Here is a 16,061-nt window from a genome sequence, read left to right as displayed (position 1 = left end):
AGGTGGTTCAGCCTCCGATGGCGCTCATGCTGCGGTCCGGCTGGACGAAGTCCGGGGCGTCCAGCCCGACGTGGTCCATACCGTGGGCCTTGGGCTTGATCCACATGGCATCCTGCCAGCGCTCGGCGAGTTGTTCGTCGCTGGCGCCCTGGCGAAGCAGGTCCAGCAGATCCACTTCCTCACGGGAAAACAGGCAGCTCATAATCTTGCCCTCCGCTGTGATGCGGGTGCGGCGGCAGTCCGCGCAAAACGGCTCGGTCACGGAGGCGATGATCCCGACGGTTCCAAGTACGGGGCCGGTCGCCTCGGCGGTGCCGGGAACCCGCGCCCGGACTTCGAAGCGTTCCGCGGGGGCGCCGTCGCGGTCCCGCGGATCGGCGCTCAGGACGTAATCAACGGAGAGCAAATCGCGGATTTCCGCGGCCGTGATCATGTTCCTGCGGGTCCAGCCGTGGTCCGCGTCGAGCGGCATTTGCTCGATGAAACGCAGTTCGTAGCCGCGGTCCAGGGCCCATGCCAGCAGCGCGGGGGACTCGGCGTCGTTGATGCCGCGCATCAGCACTGCATTGAGTTTTACGGGACCCAAGCCAGCGGCCCAGGCGGCGTCCACGCCGGCCAGGACCTTGTTCAGGACGGGGCGCCGGGTCAGTTGGGTAAACGTTTCCTCATGCAGCGAATCCAGTGAGACGTTGATCCGGGACAGCCCCGCCGCCTTCAACCCGGCGGCTTTTTTGTCCAGCCCGACGGCGTTTGTGGTCATCGAGATGGGAAGGTCCGGGTGTGCCTGCCGGAGGGCTGAAATGATATCCAGCAGGTCCGCCCGGACCAGCGGTTCGCCGCCGGTGAGCCGCAGTTCACGCACCCCCAGCATGTCGACGCCGATCCTGACGATCCGGACAATCTCCGCCGCGGACATCACTGCCTGCTTGGAGAGCCACTGAAGGCCCTCGGCCGGCATGCAGTAGGTGCAGCGCAGATTGCACTTGTCCGTCAGGGAGAGCCGCATATCGGTGGCACGTCGGCCGTAGCGGTCGAGGAGGCCCGCGGGCATTCCGGCCGGGCGTGCGGTGGGCTGCGTCGCAGAAATTCCCTCGCCGGATGCGTCATCCGCGCGGGGCTGGGGCATGCCTAGCTGAACACTCATAGGATCAGGCTACGCCAACCCGACGCCGGCAACACTCCGGTCCGGTCCGGATTCCGCTGCCGGCGTTCCGCCGCCCGTTCCGTGGTCCGTACCGTCGTCCACCCGGCGCTGTCGGGCGGCACAAAACCTATGATGGAGGGGTGAACACGACCCCTAACCGTCAACCAGCGGCGCCTGCGCCCACCCCGGGCCCCGGCGGGCGCACCGAGGTGCCGGCTGTCCCCAGGCCGCGAAGTCCGGCCCGGCACACGGGCGGCTGGGCTGCAGCGGCCGGAATCACGGCCGTCGGGACGGGCCTTGCCCTGGGGGAGCTCACTGCCGGATTCGTGAGTCCTTCCCTTTCCCCGGTGACAGCTGTGGGCGGGGCCGTGATCGATGCTGTCCCGCCGGGAGTCAAGGACTGGGCTGTTTCGCTCTTCGGGACGGCGGACAAGGTAGCCCTGCTCGGTGGCATGGCGCTGCTGATCGCCGGACTGGCAGCCCTGTCCGGAGTCGTCGAAGCGCGCCGGCGCTTCGCCGGGGTTGCCCTGATTGCCGTCTTCGGCGCAGTGGGGCTGGTGGCAGTACTTGGCCGGGCCGAACTGACGTTGAACGCGGTCCCGGTCCCGTTGCTCGCCGCCATCGTGGGGATGATTGCGCTGCGGTGGCTGGTCCGGCGGCTGGGCGAATGGCACAGCCGTGCCCTACGGGCGCCCGCGGATTCCGCCCCGGGCACCACCGCCCCGGCGGCTGCTCCGGGCACCGCCGCCCCCGCCCCGGCGCCTGCTCCGGGCACCACCGCCCCCGGCACCGCCGCTTCCGCCTCCGCTCCGGCGCCTGCTCCGGCCCGGCGTCGATTCTTCCAGGCGCTCGGCGGAACGGCCGCTGCCGCCCTCATCGCGGGGGTGCTGGCTTCAACAATCCGCGGGGCAGCCGCAGCCGTGAGTGAACTGCGCAGCAAGCTGGTGCTTCCCGGACCATCGGCACCGGCCCCGCCGGTCCCGGCCGGCGCCGAACTCGGGCTGGAGGGCGCGGTGCCGCTGGTGACGCCGAACAAGGACTTTTACCGGATTGACACCGCGTTGCGCGTCCCGGTGGTGAACCCGGAGCAGTGGACCCTCAAAGTCATCGGCCTGGTGGAGCAGGAGATCTCCCTGGACTTTGCCGCCCTGCTGGCCAAACCCTTGATCGAACGGCACGTCACCATCGCCTGTGTCTCCAATGAGGTGGGCGGGGACCTGATCGGCAATGCCCGGTGGCTGGGTTGGCCGGTCAGGGAACTACTGGCACTGGCCCGCCCGAAGGACGGCGCGGACATGGTGCTGTCCCGCAGCGCGGACGGCTGGACGGCCGGCACCCCGCTGGAGGCGCTGACGGATGACCGTGACGCACTCCTGGCGGTTGGTATGAACGGCGACCCGCTGCCGCTCGAGCACGGCTTCCCGGTCCGAATGATCGTCCCGGGCCTTTACGGCTACGTTTCGGCGACCAAGTGGGTCACAGAGCTTAAGGTGACGCGCTTCGCGGATGACGCCGGATACTGGACGCCCCGCGGCTGGAGCGAGCGAGGGCCGGTTAAAACCTCCTCCCGGATCGACGTGCCGCGGCAGGCCCGGTCGGTCCAGGCCGGGACGGTGGCCTTCGGCGGCGTCGCGTGGGCCCAGCACACCGGGATTGGCCGGGTCGAGCTCAGGGTCAACCGCGGCACCTGGCAGCCGGCGCAGCTGGCCCCCGGGATCTCCCGCGACACGTGGTACCAGTGGAAACTCGAACTGCAGCTGAGCCCCGGCCAGTACGAGGTCCAGGTCCGCGCCACGGACCTCAACGGCGTCGCGCAGGTGGAAGAGCGCGCGCCCGTGGCGCCCAGCGGTGCTACCGGCTTTCACACGGTTAGAGTTGATGTGAAGTCCTAGCGGGCCGGGCCAAACACGCCAGGGCCACGGAGCCGGGCCGGCGACTCAGGTCAATGGCCCACGACGAGGGGTCACGAACGAATGCACAGCACCCAGGCACGGCACGTCACCGTGGCAGCGCACCGCGAATCGGTCCGCCGGCTGTTGGCCCCGCTCCGCACCCCGGACCGGATCGAGATGCTCCCGCTCCTGGCGGCACTGGGCCGCGGACTCGCTGCGGACGTCGTGGCTCCGCTGGACCTGCCGCCATTTGCGAATTCGCAGATGGACGGCTTTGCCATCCGGAGTGCTGACGTACCCGACGGCGGCACCGAACTGACCGTTGTGGCCCCCGTCGCGGCCGGCGCGGCGCCCCCTGAACTGGCTGCCGGGACTGCCGCGCCGATCATGACCGGAGCCATGCTGCCAGCCGGCGCCGACGCCGTCGTCCCGATCGAGCAGGCGGACCCCGCGGCTTTCCCCCTCCCGGGAGTGCCGGCCACGGTCCGCCTTCCCGCCGCCCCGGCACGAAACTTCGTCCGCGACGCCGGCAGCGACATCCGCACCGGTGAGCTGGCTCTCACCGCTGGAACGTGCCTCGGACCCGGTCAGCTGGGGCTGCTGGCCGCGCTGGGATACACCGAGGTAGCCGTCTACCAAGCCCTGCGGGTCCTCCTGGTCACCACCGGGGACGAGGTTGTGGAGCCGGGACGGCCGCTGGGCGCCGGCAAGATCTACGACTCCAACGCCACCTTGCTCGAGGCATCCATGCGCCAGGCCGGCCTCGACGTCACCCGGACCGGGGTTTCGACCGACCGTCCGGAGGAGCTCGCCGCCCTGCTGGGCCTGCACCTGGCGGACATTGACCTGATTGTTACTACCGGCGGCGTCAGCAAAGGCGCGTATGAAGTGGTCCGGCAGGCGATGGAGGGTCATCGCGTCGACTTCTTCGGCGTCGCGATGCAGCCCGGCGGCCCGCAGGGAATCGGAACCTTCGAAGGAGTGCCAGTGCTGGGCTTCCCGGGGAACCCGGTGAGCTGCCTCGTGTCCTTCGAAATGTTCCTGCGGCCGGCGCTCGGGGACCTCTTCGGTTCGCCCGCCCCGCGGCCGGCAGTCAAGGCCCGCCTGGCCGGGGCGCTCACGTCACCGGCAGGCAAACACCAGGTGCGGCGCGGCACGGTCCTTCCCGACGGCACCGTCAGGCTTGAAGGCGGGTCCGGTTCGCACCTCGTCAGTGCGCTGGCGCACTCCAACGCCCTGATCCAGGTGCCCGAAGGTACCGCTGCGCTCGCTGCGGGCGCCGAGGTGGAAGTATGGATGCTGTGAATGAAGAGAACCCTCCAAAGAAGACCCCCGCAGGGATGACCCCCGCACCGGAGGGCCCGGGCCTGACCCACCTGCGGCAGGATGGCACGGCCCAGATGGTGGACGTGTCCAACAAGGCCGAAAGCACCCGCGAGGCCACCGCCACCGCCACAGTCCGCAGCACGGAGGAGGTCCTGGCGCTCCTCGGCAGCGGAGACCTGCCCAAAGGCGATGCCCTGGCTGTCGCCCGGGTCGCCGGCATCCTGGCCGCCAAGAAAACCCCGGACTTAATCCCGCTTTGCCACCCGCTGCCGATCGCCAAGGTCACCGTCGACTTTGAACTCGGCGCCGACTCGGTCACCGTGTTCGCCACGGTTAAGACCCGCGGGGTCACCGGCGTCGAAATGGAAGCGCTGACCGCAGCCTCCGTCGCCGCCCTCAGCGTGTACGACATGATCAAGGCAGTAGACAAGCACGCGGTCCTGACCGATATCAAGGTGCTGGCCAAAAGCGGCGGCAAGAGCGGGGACTGGAGACTGTGAGCATGCCTGAACCACACCGCCACGGTGAAGCGAGCGGGCGTAAGGCCGGCGTTGTTATTGCTTCGACCCGGGCCGCGGCCGGGGTCTATAAGGACCTGACCGGGCCCGTCATCATCGATTGGCTAACCGAACACGGCTTTGAACCCTACCCGGCCCTCGTGGTCCCGGACGGAGACGCGGTGGGCGGTGCCCTGCGCGCGCTCCTGAGCCAGGCTCCGGCCGTTATCATCACCAGCGGCGGCACCGGGCTGAGCCCCACAGACGCTACCCCGGAACAGACCCTGCCACTGTTGGACCGGGAGATCCCGGGCATCATGGAAGGCATCCGCAGCGCCGGATCTGCCAAGACCCCGACGGCGATGCTCAGCCGGGGCCACGCAGGCGCGGCCGGCCAGACCTTCATTATTAATCTCCCCGGTTCCCCCAAAGGCGTGATGGACGGCCTCAGCGTGCTCGATCCGATCCTGGGACACCTTTGCGACCAGCTGGAGGGCACCCATGGGCACTGAGCCACGCTTCGAAGTCATCAACGCGGTGCTTAGCGCCGACGCCATCTCGGTGGACCAGGCCATCGCCGCCGTCGAGTCCGACACCGTAGGTGCTGTGGTCAGCTTCAGCGGCGTGGTTAGGAACCACGACGGCGGCAAACCCGTCCAGCGCCTGAGCTACAGCGCCCACCCGACAGCGCACCAGGTGATGGCCGACGTCGTCGCGCAACTTGTCGCCGAACAGTCAGCCGCCGGACATCCCGGCAGTTCCGCGGACGTGCCTGCCCATCCTGTCCGGATCTGGGCGGCACACCGGATCGGGATGTTGGAGATCGGCGACCCCGCGCTGGTCTGTGCCGTCGCTGCGGCGCACCGCGGCCAGGCTTTCGCCGTCTGCTCGGAACTTGTGGACCGGATCAAGGCCCAGGTCCCGATCTGGAAGGAACAGTTCTTTGCCGACGGCACGGTCGAGTGGGTCGGCGCAGGGGAGTAGGCCCGCTGCCCGGCGGTAGGGTTGATGGCATGACCGAACAACTCGCAGTCGCCGTGCTGGGCGCGAACGGGCGCATGGGCGCCGAGGCGGTGCGGGCCATCGAGGCCGCCGCGGACCTGAAGCTTGTGGCCGCGCTGGGCCGGAACGATCCCCTGGAGACCCTCAGCGGCGCCGGAGCCCGGATCGTGGTGGACCTGACGGTCCCCGCAAGCACGGAAGCGAACGTCACCTACGCCGTTGAACACGGCATCCACGCTGTGGTGGGGACAACAGGCTGGGACGCGGCGCGACTGGCCCGGCTCGAGCAGCTCCTCGCCGGCCGGTCCGGTGTCGGGGTCCTGATCGCACCGAACTTCGCGCTCGGCTCGGTCCTCGCCTCCGCGTTTGCGGCCAAGGCCTCGCGCTACTTCGAATCCGTCGAAATCGTCGAACTGCACCACCCGGACAAGGTGGATGCCCCGTCCGGAACCGCCGTGCGCACCGCGCAGCTGATCTCCGCCGAGCGTGCAGACGCAGGCCTGCCCGCCAGCCCCGACGCCACCACCACCGGCCTGCCCGGCGCGCGCGGCTGCGACGTCGACGGAGTCCGCGTCCACAGTGTCCGGCTCCGGGGCCTCGTGGCACATCAGGAAGTCCTGCTTGGCGGGCCGGGTGAGCAGCTGACCTTCCGGCACGATTCCTTCGACCGGTCCTCTTTTATGCCCGGTGTGCTGCTGGGTGTGCGCAGCGTGGCCGCGAATCCGGGCCTCACCGTGGGCCTCGACGGCTACCTGGACCTGGGGCTCTGAGCGCTATGGCCAATGTCCTCACGCTCGTCAAAGCCAACCGCACCAAGATCTGGGTGGGTGCCGTGACGCTCCTGCTGGTCTTCTACCTGGTGGTGTCCTTCCAGCGCTCGGTGTTGCTGATGACGGACGCCAACCCGATGGCCAAGGCGATTGGGGCCGCCTACCTGGTCCTGCCGGTTATCGGAGCCTGGGCCCTTGCCCGGGAGCTGCTCTTCGGCGCCCGGACCGAACGGTTGGCGAAAATCCTCGAGGCCGAGGGCGGCCTGCCGGAAGACAACCTGCCGCGCACCCCGGCGGGGCGGATCATCCGCGATGCGGCGGACCGTGAATTCGAAAAGTACCGCGCCGAAACGGAGGCTGCGCCGGCAGACTGGCGCTCCTGGTTCCGGCTCAGTTGCGCCTATGACGCCGCGGGAGACCGGAAACGGGCGCGCTCCTCGATGCGCGACGCACTCCGGCTGTATCGTGGCGGCAACGGCAACGGCAACGGCAACGGCAGGGCCTGAAACCCGGTCAGCGGAGGCGGGCCGGCTGGAAGCGGCCGAGCTGGTTGGCGGCATGAGCCACCCACTCCAGCGGACCCCGCCAGGCCAGGGCCGCGACGATTCCGCCAACAACCAGGGCTGCCCCGGCCTGCGCCCAGTACACGCCCTCGACCGTCCACCCCGCCGGTAGGGTCTGGCCGTACAACGCGGCCATCACGCACAGGTGGGCCGTGTAGAGACTCAGTGTCATGGCACCGGCACCCCGCAACGCAAGCAGCAGATCCACCCCGGTGCGCACGACCAGCCGGCCAAGCAACAGGCAGACTCCAACGACTGCGGCCGCCACCCCCGAGGTGTGCAGCAGATCCAGGGTGCTGCCCGAATGGGGTGCGCTGGAGGCGAGCCACCAGGCGGAGCCGGTTTGGTCCACGCCGGCCAGGTTGACCTGCAGGAGGCTCTCCAGCGGATAGGACGGATTCAGCAGGGACGCCTGCAGCGCCGCCCGGCCGCCCCAGTCCTCCATCAGCACCACGCCGAGCCACTTGGCTGCGACCGCCACCAGGGTTCCGGCTGCCAGCAGCAGGACCGGGACCAACGCCGTGGTCAGCGCCAGGCGGCCGATCGCGAGTCCGATCAGCAGGTAGGTGATCCACTGCAGCACCGGGTAATAGCCGGTGAAAAAAAGGTCCCCCAACAGCACGGCGGGGGTGGACAGGTCCCCCCACTCCGGGTTGTGGCCCAGCTGCAGCCGAGGCATCGCGGTGAGCAGCCACGGCCGCAACAGGAAAGCGAGCGCCGGGGTCACGAGCACCCAGCCGGCGGCAAGAACCAGCAGGCGTCTGACGTCCAGGCCGAGGAACGGCAGCACGCACAGGAACAGCACGGCGTAGTGGACCAGGATGATGGCTATATTAACCTCCAGTCCGCCGATGGAGAGCCCGACTGCGGCGACCATCAGGGCGCGCAGGGCGATTCCCCGCCGAGCCGCCCACAGTTGCGGACCCTGGAAGGGATGCTGTTTACCGGTTGAGAGGGCAAGCCCGATCCCCGCAAGGACCGCGAACAGTGCCGAGGCGCGCCCGGAAAACACCAAGCCCACCCAGGTGGGTGTGAGTTGGGCATCGGCTTCGAAGATGGGAAGAATATGGGTGGCCATCATGCCCAGGAGAGCCAGTCCGCGGGCGGCATCAATGCCTGGGAGGCGGGTTCCGGACTTACCGCCGGTACCCCTGGAACTGTTCCTGCCCCTGCCCCGTGCCGTCGCGGGTGGGGAAGCCATTCCGCGCGGCGTCATGCTTTGATCGTCTCATACTGCCGGTGCGGGGCCGGTCGAAAAGCCGCGCGGCCGGGGAGCCTTGAATTCGAATATATGTTCGAATAGTATGGGGTCATGAACAACACTCCAGAGTCCGCAGCCCCGGGATCCACCCGAGCAGGTCAGTGCGGCCCGGATGCGGCGTCCGGGGTCCTCAAAGCGATAAGTCCCGGCGTCGTGGATTTCCTCTTCCGGCAATTGATTGCCGGCGAATCGGCAGAGGATGTCCAGTGGCACCGGGAAGGCACCGCCCTCGCAGCGCAGGCCCCGGGGCCGGAATTAGCGCGCCGACTGGCCGAGACCGACCTCGAATCCCTCACCCCGGCGGAGCTATTCCACTATGTCCGGGCGGCCCAGCGCCTCGCGGTGTGGGCCGAGTCCCTGCGGGAAAGTGCGGTCGGCCGCTACTGCGCCACCCCGCCGGGCGGTGCTGGCACGGCCGCCTGAGAGTCCTTTGCCGCCGCAGCCGCGGCGTGTCCGGCCGGTTCCCGCACGGGTTTTGGGGCCGGCTTTGATCTTCATCACGTCGCGGCCATTGTCATATCATGCCGGGGACAGGGTAACGTTTTTCGTATGGCTGACTCTCGCGCTCGTTCTCGTATGTTCGGATCCCTCGTAACCGCCATGGTCACGCCTTTCACTTCCGCCGGCGAGGTCGACTACGAGCTGAACGCGGAACTGGCCAACAAGCTCGTCGATGACGGCCACGATGCGCTGGTCATCTCCGGCACAACGGGGGAGACCTCGACACTGGAAGACGACGAGAAGGAAAAGCTCTTCCGGGTTATCGTCGAGGCCGTAGGGGACCGCGCCAAGGTCATTGCCGGAACCGGCACCAACCACACCTCGCATTCGATCGAGATGGCCAAGCGCGCCGCCAAGGCCGGAGCCCACGGCCAGCTGATCGTCACCCCGTACTACAACAAGCCAAGCCAGGCCGGCATCCAGGCCCACATCGAAGCCGTCGCCAACGCCGCCGATCTTCCGGTAATGGTCTATGACATCCCGGGCCGCGCGTGCGTCCCGATCCTGCCGGAAACCATGATCCGGCTCGCGGACCACCCCAACATCGTTGCGCTCAAGGACGCCAAGGCCGACTTTGCCGCCGTCACCCGGGTCCTCGCGAACACCGACCTTGACGTCTACTCCGGCGATGACGGGCTCACGCTGCCCTGGATGGCAGCCGGAGCCGCCGGACTCGTCAGCGTCACCGCGCACGTCGCAACGCGGCAGTTCCGCGCCATGATCGATGCCGCACTTGCGGGCGACTTCGCCGCCGCCCGCACCATACATTTCGAACTGGACCCTGTGGTCCGTGCAGTGATGACCCATATCCAGGGTGCTGTTGCTGCGAAGCAAGTTCTTAAGTGGCAGGGAGTCCTGCCCAACTCGGTTGTCCGTTTGCCCCTCGTGGAGCCGGACGAAGCTGAGATCGAATCCATCCGCGAGGACTTGGCGGAAGCCGGAATGCTCTTTTCCTGATCAGGTGTTTGTTTCTGATAAGTAAAGACCATTCCGGTAACCGCCTGGAAAGTAGTGCATTATGACCCAAACCGCCCTTCCCGGCCTTGTTACGCCGCCGAAACTGCTCAAGGACACCCTGCGGATCGTTCCGCTCGGCGGCCTCGGGGAGATTGGCCGCAACATGACAGTCTTCGAAATCGACGGAAAGCTGCTGATTGTCGACTGCGGCGTCCTCTTTCCTGAGGAAACCCAGCCCGGCGTGGACCTGATCCTGCCCGATTTCTCCTACATCCGGAACCGCGTCGATGACATCGTTGCCGTCGTCCTGACCCACGGCCACGAGGACCACATCGGCGCTGTTCCCTACCTGCTGCGGCTGCGGGCAGACATTCCCCTGGTGGGATCCCAGCTGACCCTGGCGCTCATCGAGGCGAAGCTGCAGGAGCACCGGATCAAGCCGGTCACCCAGACCGTCGTCGAGGGCCAGGTCCAGAAATTCGGGCCGTTCGAATGCGAATTCGTGGCCGTCAACCACTCGATCCCTGACGCCCTTGCCGTGTTCCTGCGCACGCCCGGCGGAACCGTGCTGCACACCGGCGACTTCAAGATGGACCAGCTGCCGCTGGACGGCCGCATCACCGATCTCCGCCACTTCGCCAAACTGGGCGAAGAAGGTGTGGACCTGTTTATGTCGGACTCCACCAATGCCGACGTGCCCGGCTTCACCACCGCCGAAAAGGAAATCGGCCCGACCCTGGACCGGCTCTTCGGCCAGGCGTCCAAGCGCCTGATTGTCGCGTCGTTCTCCTCGCATGTGCACCGCGTCCAGCAGGTCCTGGACGCCGCCGCCAACCACAACCGCAAGGTTGCCTTCGTCGGCCGCTCCATGGTCCGCAACATGGCCATCGCCGAGAAGCTCGGCTACCTCGACGTGCCGCCGGGCATCCTCGTCGACATCAAGAACATCGACAACCTGCCGGACAACCGTGTGGTCCTGATGTCCACCGGTTCCCAGGGCGAGCCGATGGCGGCCCTGTCCCGCATGGCCAACGGTGACCACCGTGTCGTCGTCGGCCAGGGCGATACTGTCATCCTCGCCTCCAGCCTCATCCCGGGCAACGAGAACGCCGTCTTCCGCATCATCAACGGCCTGCTGAAGCTCGGTGCCGACGTTATCCACAAGGGCAACGCCAAGGTGCACGTCTCCGGCCACGCCGCGGCCGGCGAGCTGCTGTACTGCTACAACATCCTCGAGCCGCTCAACGCGATGCCGGTGCACGGTGAGACCCGGCACCTGATCGCCAACGGCAAGATTGCCCTGGACTCCGGTGTCCCGGAAGAGAGCATCCTTCTCGCGGACAACGGAACGGTCATCGATCTCCGTGACCACCAGGCCGACATCGTCGGCCAGGTCGAAGTCGGCTTCGTCTACGTCGACGGCTCCAGCGTCGGGGAAGTCACGGAATCTGACCTCAAGGACCGTCAGACACTCGGCGACGAAGGATTTATTTCCATCATCACCGTGATCCACCGCGCCACCGGCAAGGTCGTCTCCGGACCCGAGATCCACGCCCGCGGCGTGGCCGAGGACGACTCGGTCTTTGACGAGATCATCCCCAAGATCAACGCCGCCTTGGAAGAGGCCGTGCTCAACCGCTCGGACCACACCACCCACCAGCTGCAGCAGGTCGTTCGCCGCGTGGTTGGTACCTGGGTCAACCGCAAGCTCCGCCGCAAGCCCCTGATCATCCCGGTGGTCCTGGAGGCCTAAGCGCCGGCATTACCTAACGACGGCCTTCCCGGCCTGCCGCTGGCTAGCGCTTGCGGCGGACCGGGAGGGCCGTTGTGCGTTTCCGGCCGGCAACATGGAGCTCTCGAAGGCCCGGAAATCCGCGGTTTTCGGCCCGAAGTCGGGTACCGTAACGGGTATGGCGACACGTACTTCCTCCGCGCCTAGAGGAAACCCCAGCGGTAAATCAGGCAGCTCTTCGACCCGGGGCTCCGGTTCGGCTGCGTCCAAAACCAGCAAGCCCTCCGGTTCAACTGGCGCCTCGCGCACCCGCCAGCTGGCCGTCGTCGAACCCAAACAGCCCTGGCCGGTCCGGGTTGCAGCCGGTGCCTGGCTGGGTGTTGCCCACGTTGTGGGAGCGGGTATCCGCCGGATCGGCTACGACGTCAGCGACCTCGACCCCGGGGACCGCCGCGACGGCGCAGCCCTGTTCAACCTCGCACTAGGGGTCTTCGTCGCCACCTTTGCCTGGTGGGGTTTTCAGGGCTGGTTCCCGGACATGGTGTACGGAATCGTCAACGGCACCTTCGGCTGGATGTCGCTGCTGCTGCCGCTGATGCTCGTGGTCTGTGCCTTTCGGCTGTTCCGCCAGCCCGTCGACGGCCGCGGCAACAACCGGATCGGGATCGGTTTCCTGATCATGGCCTTCGCCGGTTCCGGCCTGGCCCACGTCATTGGCGGGCAGCCTACCGTTGCTGAAGGCTTCGACGGACTGCGCCGAGCCGGCGGAATGCTCGGCTACCTTGCCGCGGCCCCGCTTGCCGCCATCCACCCCGCTGTTCCGCTGGCCGTCTACAGCGTGCTTGCTTTTACGTCCCTGCTGATTGTCACCGCCACGCCGTTCGGCGCCATTCCGGGCCGGTTGCACGCCGCGTACGAGCACCTTATGGGCATCGACCTGCAAGATCAGTACACCGACGACGGCAACACCGGCGGCGACAGCACCGGCGGCCGCCACGACCGCAGCTACCTGGACGAAAACAGCACCCCTGCGCCGCCGAAAAAGAAGCGCCGCCGTCTTTTCGGCAAGGACCACGAGGACGAGTCCGGGCTCGAAGGCTACGTCGGCGACGAAGCGTTCGAGCGGGCACTAGTGGCGGACGAGGAAGCCGAAGCCGCCCGCGCCGCGAAGGACGCCACATCCGTCGCCCCCGGGGTGCGACGCCCCACCCAGGCGGAGCTAGCCATCGAAAAGATCAAGGCAGCCCAGGGTTTGGGGAGCGCCGCGGCCACAGTTGCAGGAGCGGCCGGGGAAAACGCCACCGAGGCGATCCCGCTGGTCACGCCGGGGATGGTCGCCGCAGGATCGCTGAATCCCGCCGCGCCGGCCCCCGGCGCCGCGGCCTTAGGTGCCGCATCAAAGGTCCCCGCGAATCCGGTGGCCCTGGCACCGCTGCCCACCCCCATCCCGCAGCGTACGGAGCAGCTATCGCTTGCCGGCGACGTTACGTACACGCTGCCGCCGTCGGACGTCCTGACCCCCGGCTCCATCCCGAAGGAGCGCACGGAAGCCAACGACGCGATTGTCGCTTCGTTGACGGAAACCCTGAACCAGTTCAACGTGGACGCCCAGGTCACCGGCTTCAGCCGCGGCCCCACGGTGACCCGCTACGAGATTGAACTCTCCCCGGGCACCAAAGTGGAGCGCGTCACGGCGCTCTCCAAAAACATCTCCTACGCCGTTGCGAGCTCCGATGTGCGCATCTTGAGCCCCATCCCGGGCAAGTCGGCGATCGGAATTGAGATCCCCAACACGGACCGCGAGACGGTGTCCCTCGGTGACGTGCTCCGCAGCCAAAACGCGCGGCGCACGGAGCACCCGATGGTCATGGGAGTCGGCAAGGACGTCGAGGGCGGCTACGTTGTGGCCAACCTTGCCAAGATGCCGCACCTGCTGGTCGCCGGGGCCACCGGTGCCGGCAAGTCCTCGTTTGTGAACTCGATGATCACCTCCATCCTGATGCGTGCCACACCCGACGAGGTCCGGATGGTTATGGTGGACCCCAAACGGGTGGAGCTCACCGCCTATGAAGGTGTCCCGCACCTCATCACTCCAATCATCACCAACCCCAAAAAGGCCGCCGAGGCCCTGCAGTGGGTGGTCCGCGAAATGGACGCCCGCTACGACGACCTCGCCAACTACGGCTTTAAACACATCGACGATTTCAACAAGGCCGTCCGTGCGGGGAAAGTCCACCCGCCCGAGGGCTCCAAACGGGTCATCCGGCCCTACCCCTACCTGTTGATCATCGTGGACGAGCTCGCCGACCTGATGATGGTCGCCCCGCGCGACGTCGAGGATTCGATTGTCCGCATCACCCAGCTGGCCCGTGCTGCCGGCATCCACTTGGTGCTCGCCACCCAGCGTCCCTCCGTGGACGTCGTCACCGGCTTGATCAAGGCCAATGTGCCGTCCCGGATGGCATTTGCCACGTCCTCGGTCACCGATTCCAGGGTGGTGCTGGACCAGCCGGGCGCCGAGAAACTGATCGGCCAGGGCGACGCCCTGTTCCTGCCGATGGGTGCGTCCAAGGCCATGCGTGTCCAGGGTGCCTGGGTCACCGAGTCCGAAATCCACAAGGTGGTCGAGCACGTCAAGGGCCAGCTCAAGGCCGTATACCGCGATGACGTGGCCCCGGAAGCGCCGAAGAAACAGATCGACGACGACATCGGGGACGACCTCGAGGTGCTGCTGCAGGCCACCGAGCTGGTGGTCACCACCCAGTTCGGTTCCACCTCGATGCTGCAGCGCAAGCTGCGCGTCGGCTTCGCGAAGGCCGGCCGGCTGATGGACCTGCTCGAATCCCGCGGTGTGGTGGGCCCCTCCGAGGGTTCCAAAGCCCGCGACGTCCTGGTTAAGCCAGATGACCTCGCCACTGTGCTGGCTGCCATGAAGGGCATGGAGGTGCCGGCCACGGCCGATTCGCAGACCGCAGCGCTGAGCGAGAACGCCAACGCGAACATCGCCCAGGGCGGCTACGCGGAGGACCTCGTCGCCGCCGACTTGGACCGTCGTACGCCGGCCACGGAGTACTACGACGGCGCCGACGGTGGCTCCGGTGGTGGCCCCACCGAGGACGACGGCGGTTCCGAGGACGCCTGGTCGCTCACCGGACGGTAGCCTAGGAACGTGACTAGCGCCGAAGCAAACAGCACCGGATCCGCTTCCGGGATCTGGAATCTGCCCAACATCCTGACGATGCTGCGGATAGTGATGGTGCCGTTTTTCGTCTGGTTCCTGCTGCTCGATGCCCCCGGGCTCGTCGCCCAGAACGGCGTATGGCGCTGGATCGCCGGGGCGACTTTCGCCGTTGCGATCTACACTGACAAGCTCGACGGTGACATTGCCCGCAGCCGCGGCCTGATCACCGACTTTGGCAAGATCGCCGACCCGATCGCGGACAAACTGCTGATCGGCTCGGCTCTTGTGATGCTCTCGCTGCTGCAGGAGCTGCCCTGGTGGGTCACCATCCTGATCCTGGTCCGGGAATGGGGCATCACCGCCCTGCGCTTCGTTGTTATCCGCTACGGCGTGATTCCGGCCTCGCGCGGCGGGAAACTCAAGACCGTCACCCAGACGGCGGCGATCTTCCTCTACATCCTTCCGCTGGCCCCGATCGCCCCGTGGCTTGGCGTTGTGGCCTTTGTGGTTATGATGGCGGCCCTCGCGATAACCGTTTGGACCGGCGGAGAATATGTCATCGAGGCCCTCAAGCTGCGCGCCAGCGGCATCCGGGCGCAGCAACAAAAGAAGCTGGAGGGAAGGTCATGAGCAGTCTCCACCCCGCGATTAACCTGCATCGGCTGGCCGAAGAGGCCGTCGCCGGAGCGATCGGCCGCGGACTGACCGTCGCCACGGCCGAATCCCTCACCGCCGGCATGGTCGCCGCGATGCTGGCCGACACCCCCGGTGCCTCCGGCATGCTCCAGGGCGGTGTGGTGTCCTACCAGAACACCGTAAAAGCCGACGTCCTGGGGGTATCCCGGGAACTGCTCGAGACCGTCGGAGCCGTCGACGGCCGGGTTGCCGAAGCCATGGCGGCGGGGGCACGCAGAATCTGCGGAGCCGACGTCGGGATCTCCACTACCGGGGTTGCCGGCCCCGAGCCGCACGGCGGCAAGGACGTGGGTTCCGTTTTTATCGGCGTCGCCACGGCGGAGGGTGCGACGTCGTACGCCTACAGCTTCGAGGGCAACCGGCCGGAAATCCGCGGCCAGGCCTGTGCCGCCGCGCTGGAACGGCTCCTTGAGATACTGGCAGGCGAAGGCGACCGGGCGTAAAGTTGCCGGGAACAAATCTGCACTGCGAATAGTTGTTACATTATGTCGCTTCCGTAGATAGGAGGCGCCTAGGATGAAAGCATCATCAGTGTCCGC

At 67.3% G+C, this 16,061-nt stretch carries 15 protein-coding genes; 13 read left to right on the top strand and 2 right to left on the bottom strand.

The window, feature by feature from the left end:
- Positions 1 to 7 precede the first annotated feature (7 nt).
- Positions 8 to 1,144, bottom strand: coding sequence for a GTP 3',8-cyclase MoaA (moaA, locus tag ABIB49_RS04200; RefSeq protein ID WP_226774198.1), 1,137 nt, complete (start codon positions 1,142 to 1,144; stop codon positions 8 to 10).
- 452 nt (positions 1,145 to 1,596) lie between these two features.
- Here moaA and ABIB49_RS04195 point away from each other — a divergent pair, with 452 nt between their 5' ends.
- From ABIB49_RS04195 to ABIB49_RS04165, 7 genes are all read left to right on the top strand, one after another.
- The gene (locus ABIB49_RS04195) at positions 1,597 to 3,036 is read left to right on the top strand and encodes a molybdopterin-dependent oxidoreductase (RefSeq protein WP_502913757.1); all 1,440 of its coding nucleotides are present in this window, start codon (positions 1,597 to 1,599) and stop codon (positions 3,034 to 3,036) included.
- Between the two features lie 81 nt (positions 3,037 to 3,117).
- Entirely contained in the window at positions 3,118 to 4,341 is a 1,224-nt protein-coding gene (locus ABIB49_RS04190) for a molybdopterin molybdotransferase MoeA (RefSeq protein ID WP_226774383.1), read from the top strand.
- Positions 4,329 to 4,862, top strand: a complete 534-nt coding sequence (moaC, locus tag ABIB49_RS04185; protein WP_396021253.1) for a cyclic pyranopterin monophosphate synthase MoaC — start codon at positions 4,329 to 4,331, stop codon at positions 4,860 to 4,862. Before ABIB49_RS04190 ends, moaC begins: the two co-directional genes overlap by 13 nt.
- Positions 4,863 to 4,864: 2 nt before the next feature.
- Positions 4,865 to 5,371: a MogA/MoaB family molybdenum cofactor biosynthesis protein gene (locus tag ABIB49_RS04180; protein WP_226774382.1), complete on the top strand. Its 507-nt coding sequence runs from the start codon at positions 4,865 to 4,867 to the stop codon at positions 5,369 to 5,371.
- Positions 5,361 to 5,843 (top strand): molybdenum cofactor biosynthesis protein MoaE, encoded by a 483-nt coding sequence (locus tag ABIB49_RS04175; RefSeq protein ID WP_226774381.1) that lies wholly within the window; start codon positions 5,361 to 5,363, stop codon positions 5,841 to 5,843. The genes ABIB49_RS04180 and ABIB49_RS04175 overlap by 11 nt, the downstream gene beginning before the upstream one ends.
- A 29-nt stretch (positions 5,844 to 5,872) precedes the next feature.
- Positions 5,873 to 6,631, top strand: coding sequence for a 4-hydroxy-tetrahydrodipicolinate reductase (gene dapB / locus ABIB49_RS04170; protein ID WP_226774380.1), 759 nt, complete (start codon positions 5,873 to 5,875; stop codon positions 6,629 to 6,631).
- 5 nt (positions 6,632 to 6,636) lie between these two features.
- Positions 6,637 to 7,137, top strand: coding sequence for a hypothetical protein (locus tag ABIB49_RS04165; RefSeq protein WP_354156734.1), 501 nt, complete (start codon positions 6,637 to 6,639; stop codon positions 7,135 to 7,137).
- A 7-nt stretch (positions 7,138 to 7,144) separates the two neighbouring features.
- Here the strand turns inward: ABIB49_RS04165 and ABIB49_RS04160 are convergent, their stop codons facing one another.
- Positions 7,145 to 8,395: a heparan-alpha-glucosaminide N-acetyltransferase domain-containing protein gene (locus ABIB49_RS04160; protein WP_354156733.1), complete on the bottom strand. Its 1,251-nt coding sequence runs from the start codon at positions 8,393 to 8,395 to the stop codon at positions 7,145 to 7,147.
- A gap of 111 nt (positions 8,396 to 8,506) precedes the next feature.
- On the opposite strand from ABIB49_RS04160, the gene ABIB49_RS04155 reads away from it, so the two are divergent.
- The 6 genes from ABIB49_RS04155 to ABIB49_RS04130 all read left to right on the top strand — a co-directional run bounded on the left by ABIB49_RS04155 (position 8,507) and on the right by ABIB49_RS04130 (position 15,965).
- Positions 8,507 to 8,878, top strand: a complete 372-nt coding sequence (locus ABIB49_RS04155; protein WP_354156732.1) for a hypothetical protein — start codon at positions 8,507 to 8,509, stop codon at positions 8,876 to 8,878.
- A 126-nt stretch (positions 8,879 to 9,004) separates the two neighbouring features.
- On the top strand, positions 9,005 to 9,913 hold the full coding sequence (dapA, locus tag ABIB49_RS04150) for a 4-hydroxy-tetrahydrodipicolinate synthase (protein ID WP_253033224.1): 909 nt from the start codon (positions 9,005 to 9,007) through the stop codon (positions 9,911 to 9,913).
- Positions 9,914 to 9,974: 61 nt separating this feature from the next.
- A complete protein-coding gene (locus ABIB49_RS04145) occupies positions 9,975 to 11,666 on the top strand; it encodes a ribonuclease J (protein WP_226774375.1) in 1,692 nt (563 codons plus the stop codon).
- A 157-nt stretch (positions 11,667 to 11,823) separates the two neighbouring features.
- Positions 11,824 to 14,805 carry an FtsK/SpoIIIE family DNA translocase gene (locus ABIB49_RS04140; RefSeq protein WP_282359383.1) on the top strand — a complete coding sequence of 994 codons (2,982 nt, stop codon included), beginning with the start codon at positions 11,824 to 11,826 and terminating at the stop codon, positions 14,803 to 14,805.
- 9 nt (positions 14,806 to 14,814) lie between these two features.
- Positions 14,815 to 15,456 carry a CDP-diacylglycerol--glycerol-3-phosphate 3-phosphatidyltransferase gene (gene pgsA, locus ABIB49_RS04135; RefSeq protein ID WP_282359384.1) on the top strand — a complete coding sequence of 214 codons (642 nt, stop codon included), beginning with the start codon at positions 14,815 to 14,817 and terminating at the stop codon, positions 15,454 to 15,456.
- Entirely contained in the window at positions 15,453 to 15,965 is a 513-nt protein-coding gene (locus tag ABIB49_RS04130; protein ID WP_226774372.1) for a CinA family protein, read from the top strand. The genes pgsA and ABIB49_RS04130 overlap by 4 nt, the downstream gene beginning before the upstream one ends.
- Positions 15,966 to 16,061 lie beyond the last annotated feature (96 nt).

It is taken from the genome of Arthrobacter sp. UYCu512, assembly GCF_040547075.1.
GTDB lineage: Bacteria > Actinomycetota > Actinomycetes > Actinomycetales > Micrococcaceae > Arthrobacter.
Note: the sequence above shows the minus strand (reverse complement) of the source record. Positions and strands in the feature narration are given on the sequence as shown.

Bases quoted from the DNA above. Each gene is read 5' to 3' on its own strand.
- moaA (WP_226774198.1), bottom strand. From the start codon at position 1,144: ATGAGTGTTCAGCTAGGCATGCCCCAGCCCCGCGCGGATGACGCATCC.
- ABIB49_RS04195 (WP_502913757.1), top strand. From the start codon at position 1,597: ATGGCGCTGCTGATCGCCGGACTGGCAGCCCTGTCCGGAGTCGTCGAA.
- ABIB49_RS04190 (WP_226774383.1), top strand. From the start codon at position 3,118: ATGCACAGCACCCAGGCACGGCACGTCACCGTGGCAGCGCACCGCGAA.
- moaC (WP_396021253.1), top strand. From the start codon at position 4,329: ATGGATGCTGTGAATGAAGAGAACCCTCCAAAGAAGACCCCCGCAGGG.
- ABIB49_RS04180 (WP_226774382.1), top strand. From the start codon at position 4,865: ATGCCTGAACCACACCGCCACGGTGAAGCGAGCGGGCGTAAGGCCGGC.
- ABIB49_RS04175 (WP_226774381.1), top strand. From the start codon at position 5,361: ATGGGCACTGAGCCACGCTTCGAAGTCATCAACGCGGTGCTTAGCGCC.
- dapB (WP_226774380.1), top strand. From the start codon at position 5,873: ATGACCGAACAACTCGCAGTCGCCGTGCTGGGCGCGAACGGGCGCATG.
- ABIB49_RS04165 (WP_354156734.1), top strand. From the start codon at position 6,637: ATGGCCAATGTCCTCACGCTCGTCAAAGCCAACCGCACCAAGATCTGG.
- ABIB49_RS04160 (WP_354156733.1), bottom strand. From the start codon at position 8,395: ATGGCTTCCCCACCCGCGACGGCACGGGGCAGGGGCAGGAACAGTTCC.
- ABIB49_RS04155 (WP_354156732.1), top strand. From the start codon at position 8,507: ATGAACAACACTCCAGAGTCCGCAGCCCCGGGATCCACCCGAGCAGGT.
- dapA (WP_253033224.1), top strand. From the start codon at position 9,005: ATGGCTGACTCTCGCGCTCGTTCTCGTATGTTCGGATCCCTCGTAACC.
- ABIB49_RS04145 (WP_226774375.1), top strand. From the start codon at position 9,975: ATGACCCAAACCGCCCTTCCCGGCCTTGTTACGCCGCCGAAACTGCTC.
- ABIB49_RS04140 (WP_282359383.1), top strand. From the start codon at position 11,824: ATGGCGACACGTACTTCCTCCGCGCCTAGAGGAAACCCCAGCGGTAAA.
- ABIB49_RS04130 (WP_226774372.1), top strand. From the start codon at position 15,453: ATGAGCAGTCTCCACCCCGCGATTAACCTGCATCGGCTGGCCGAAGAG.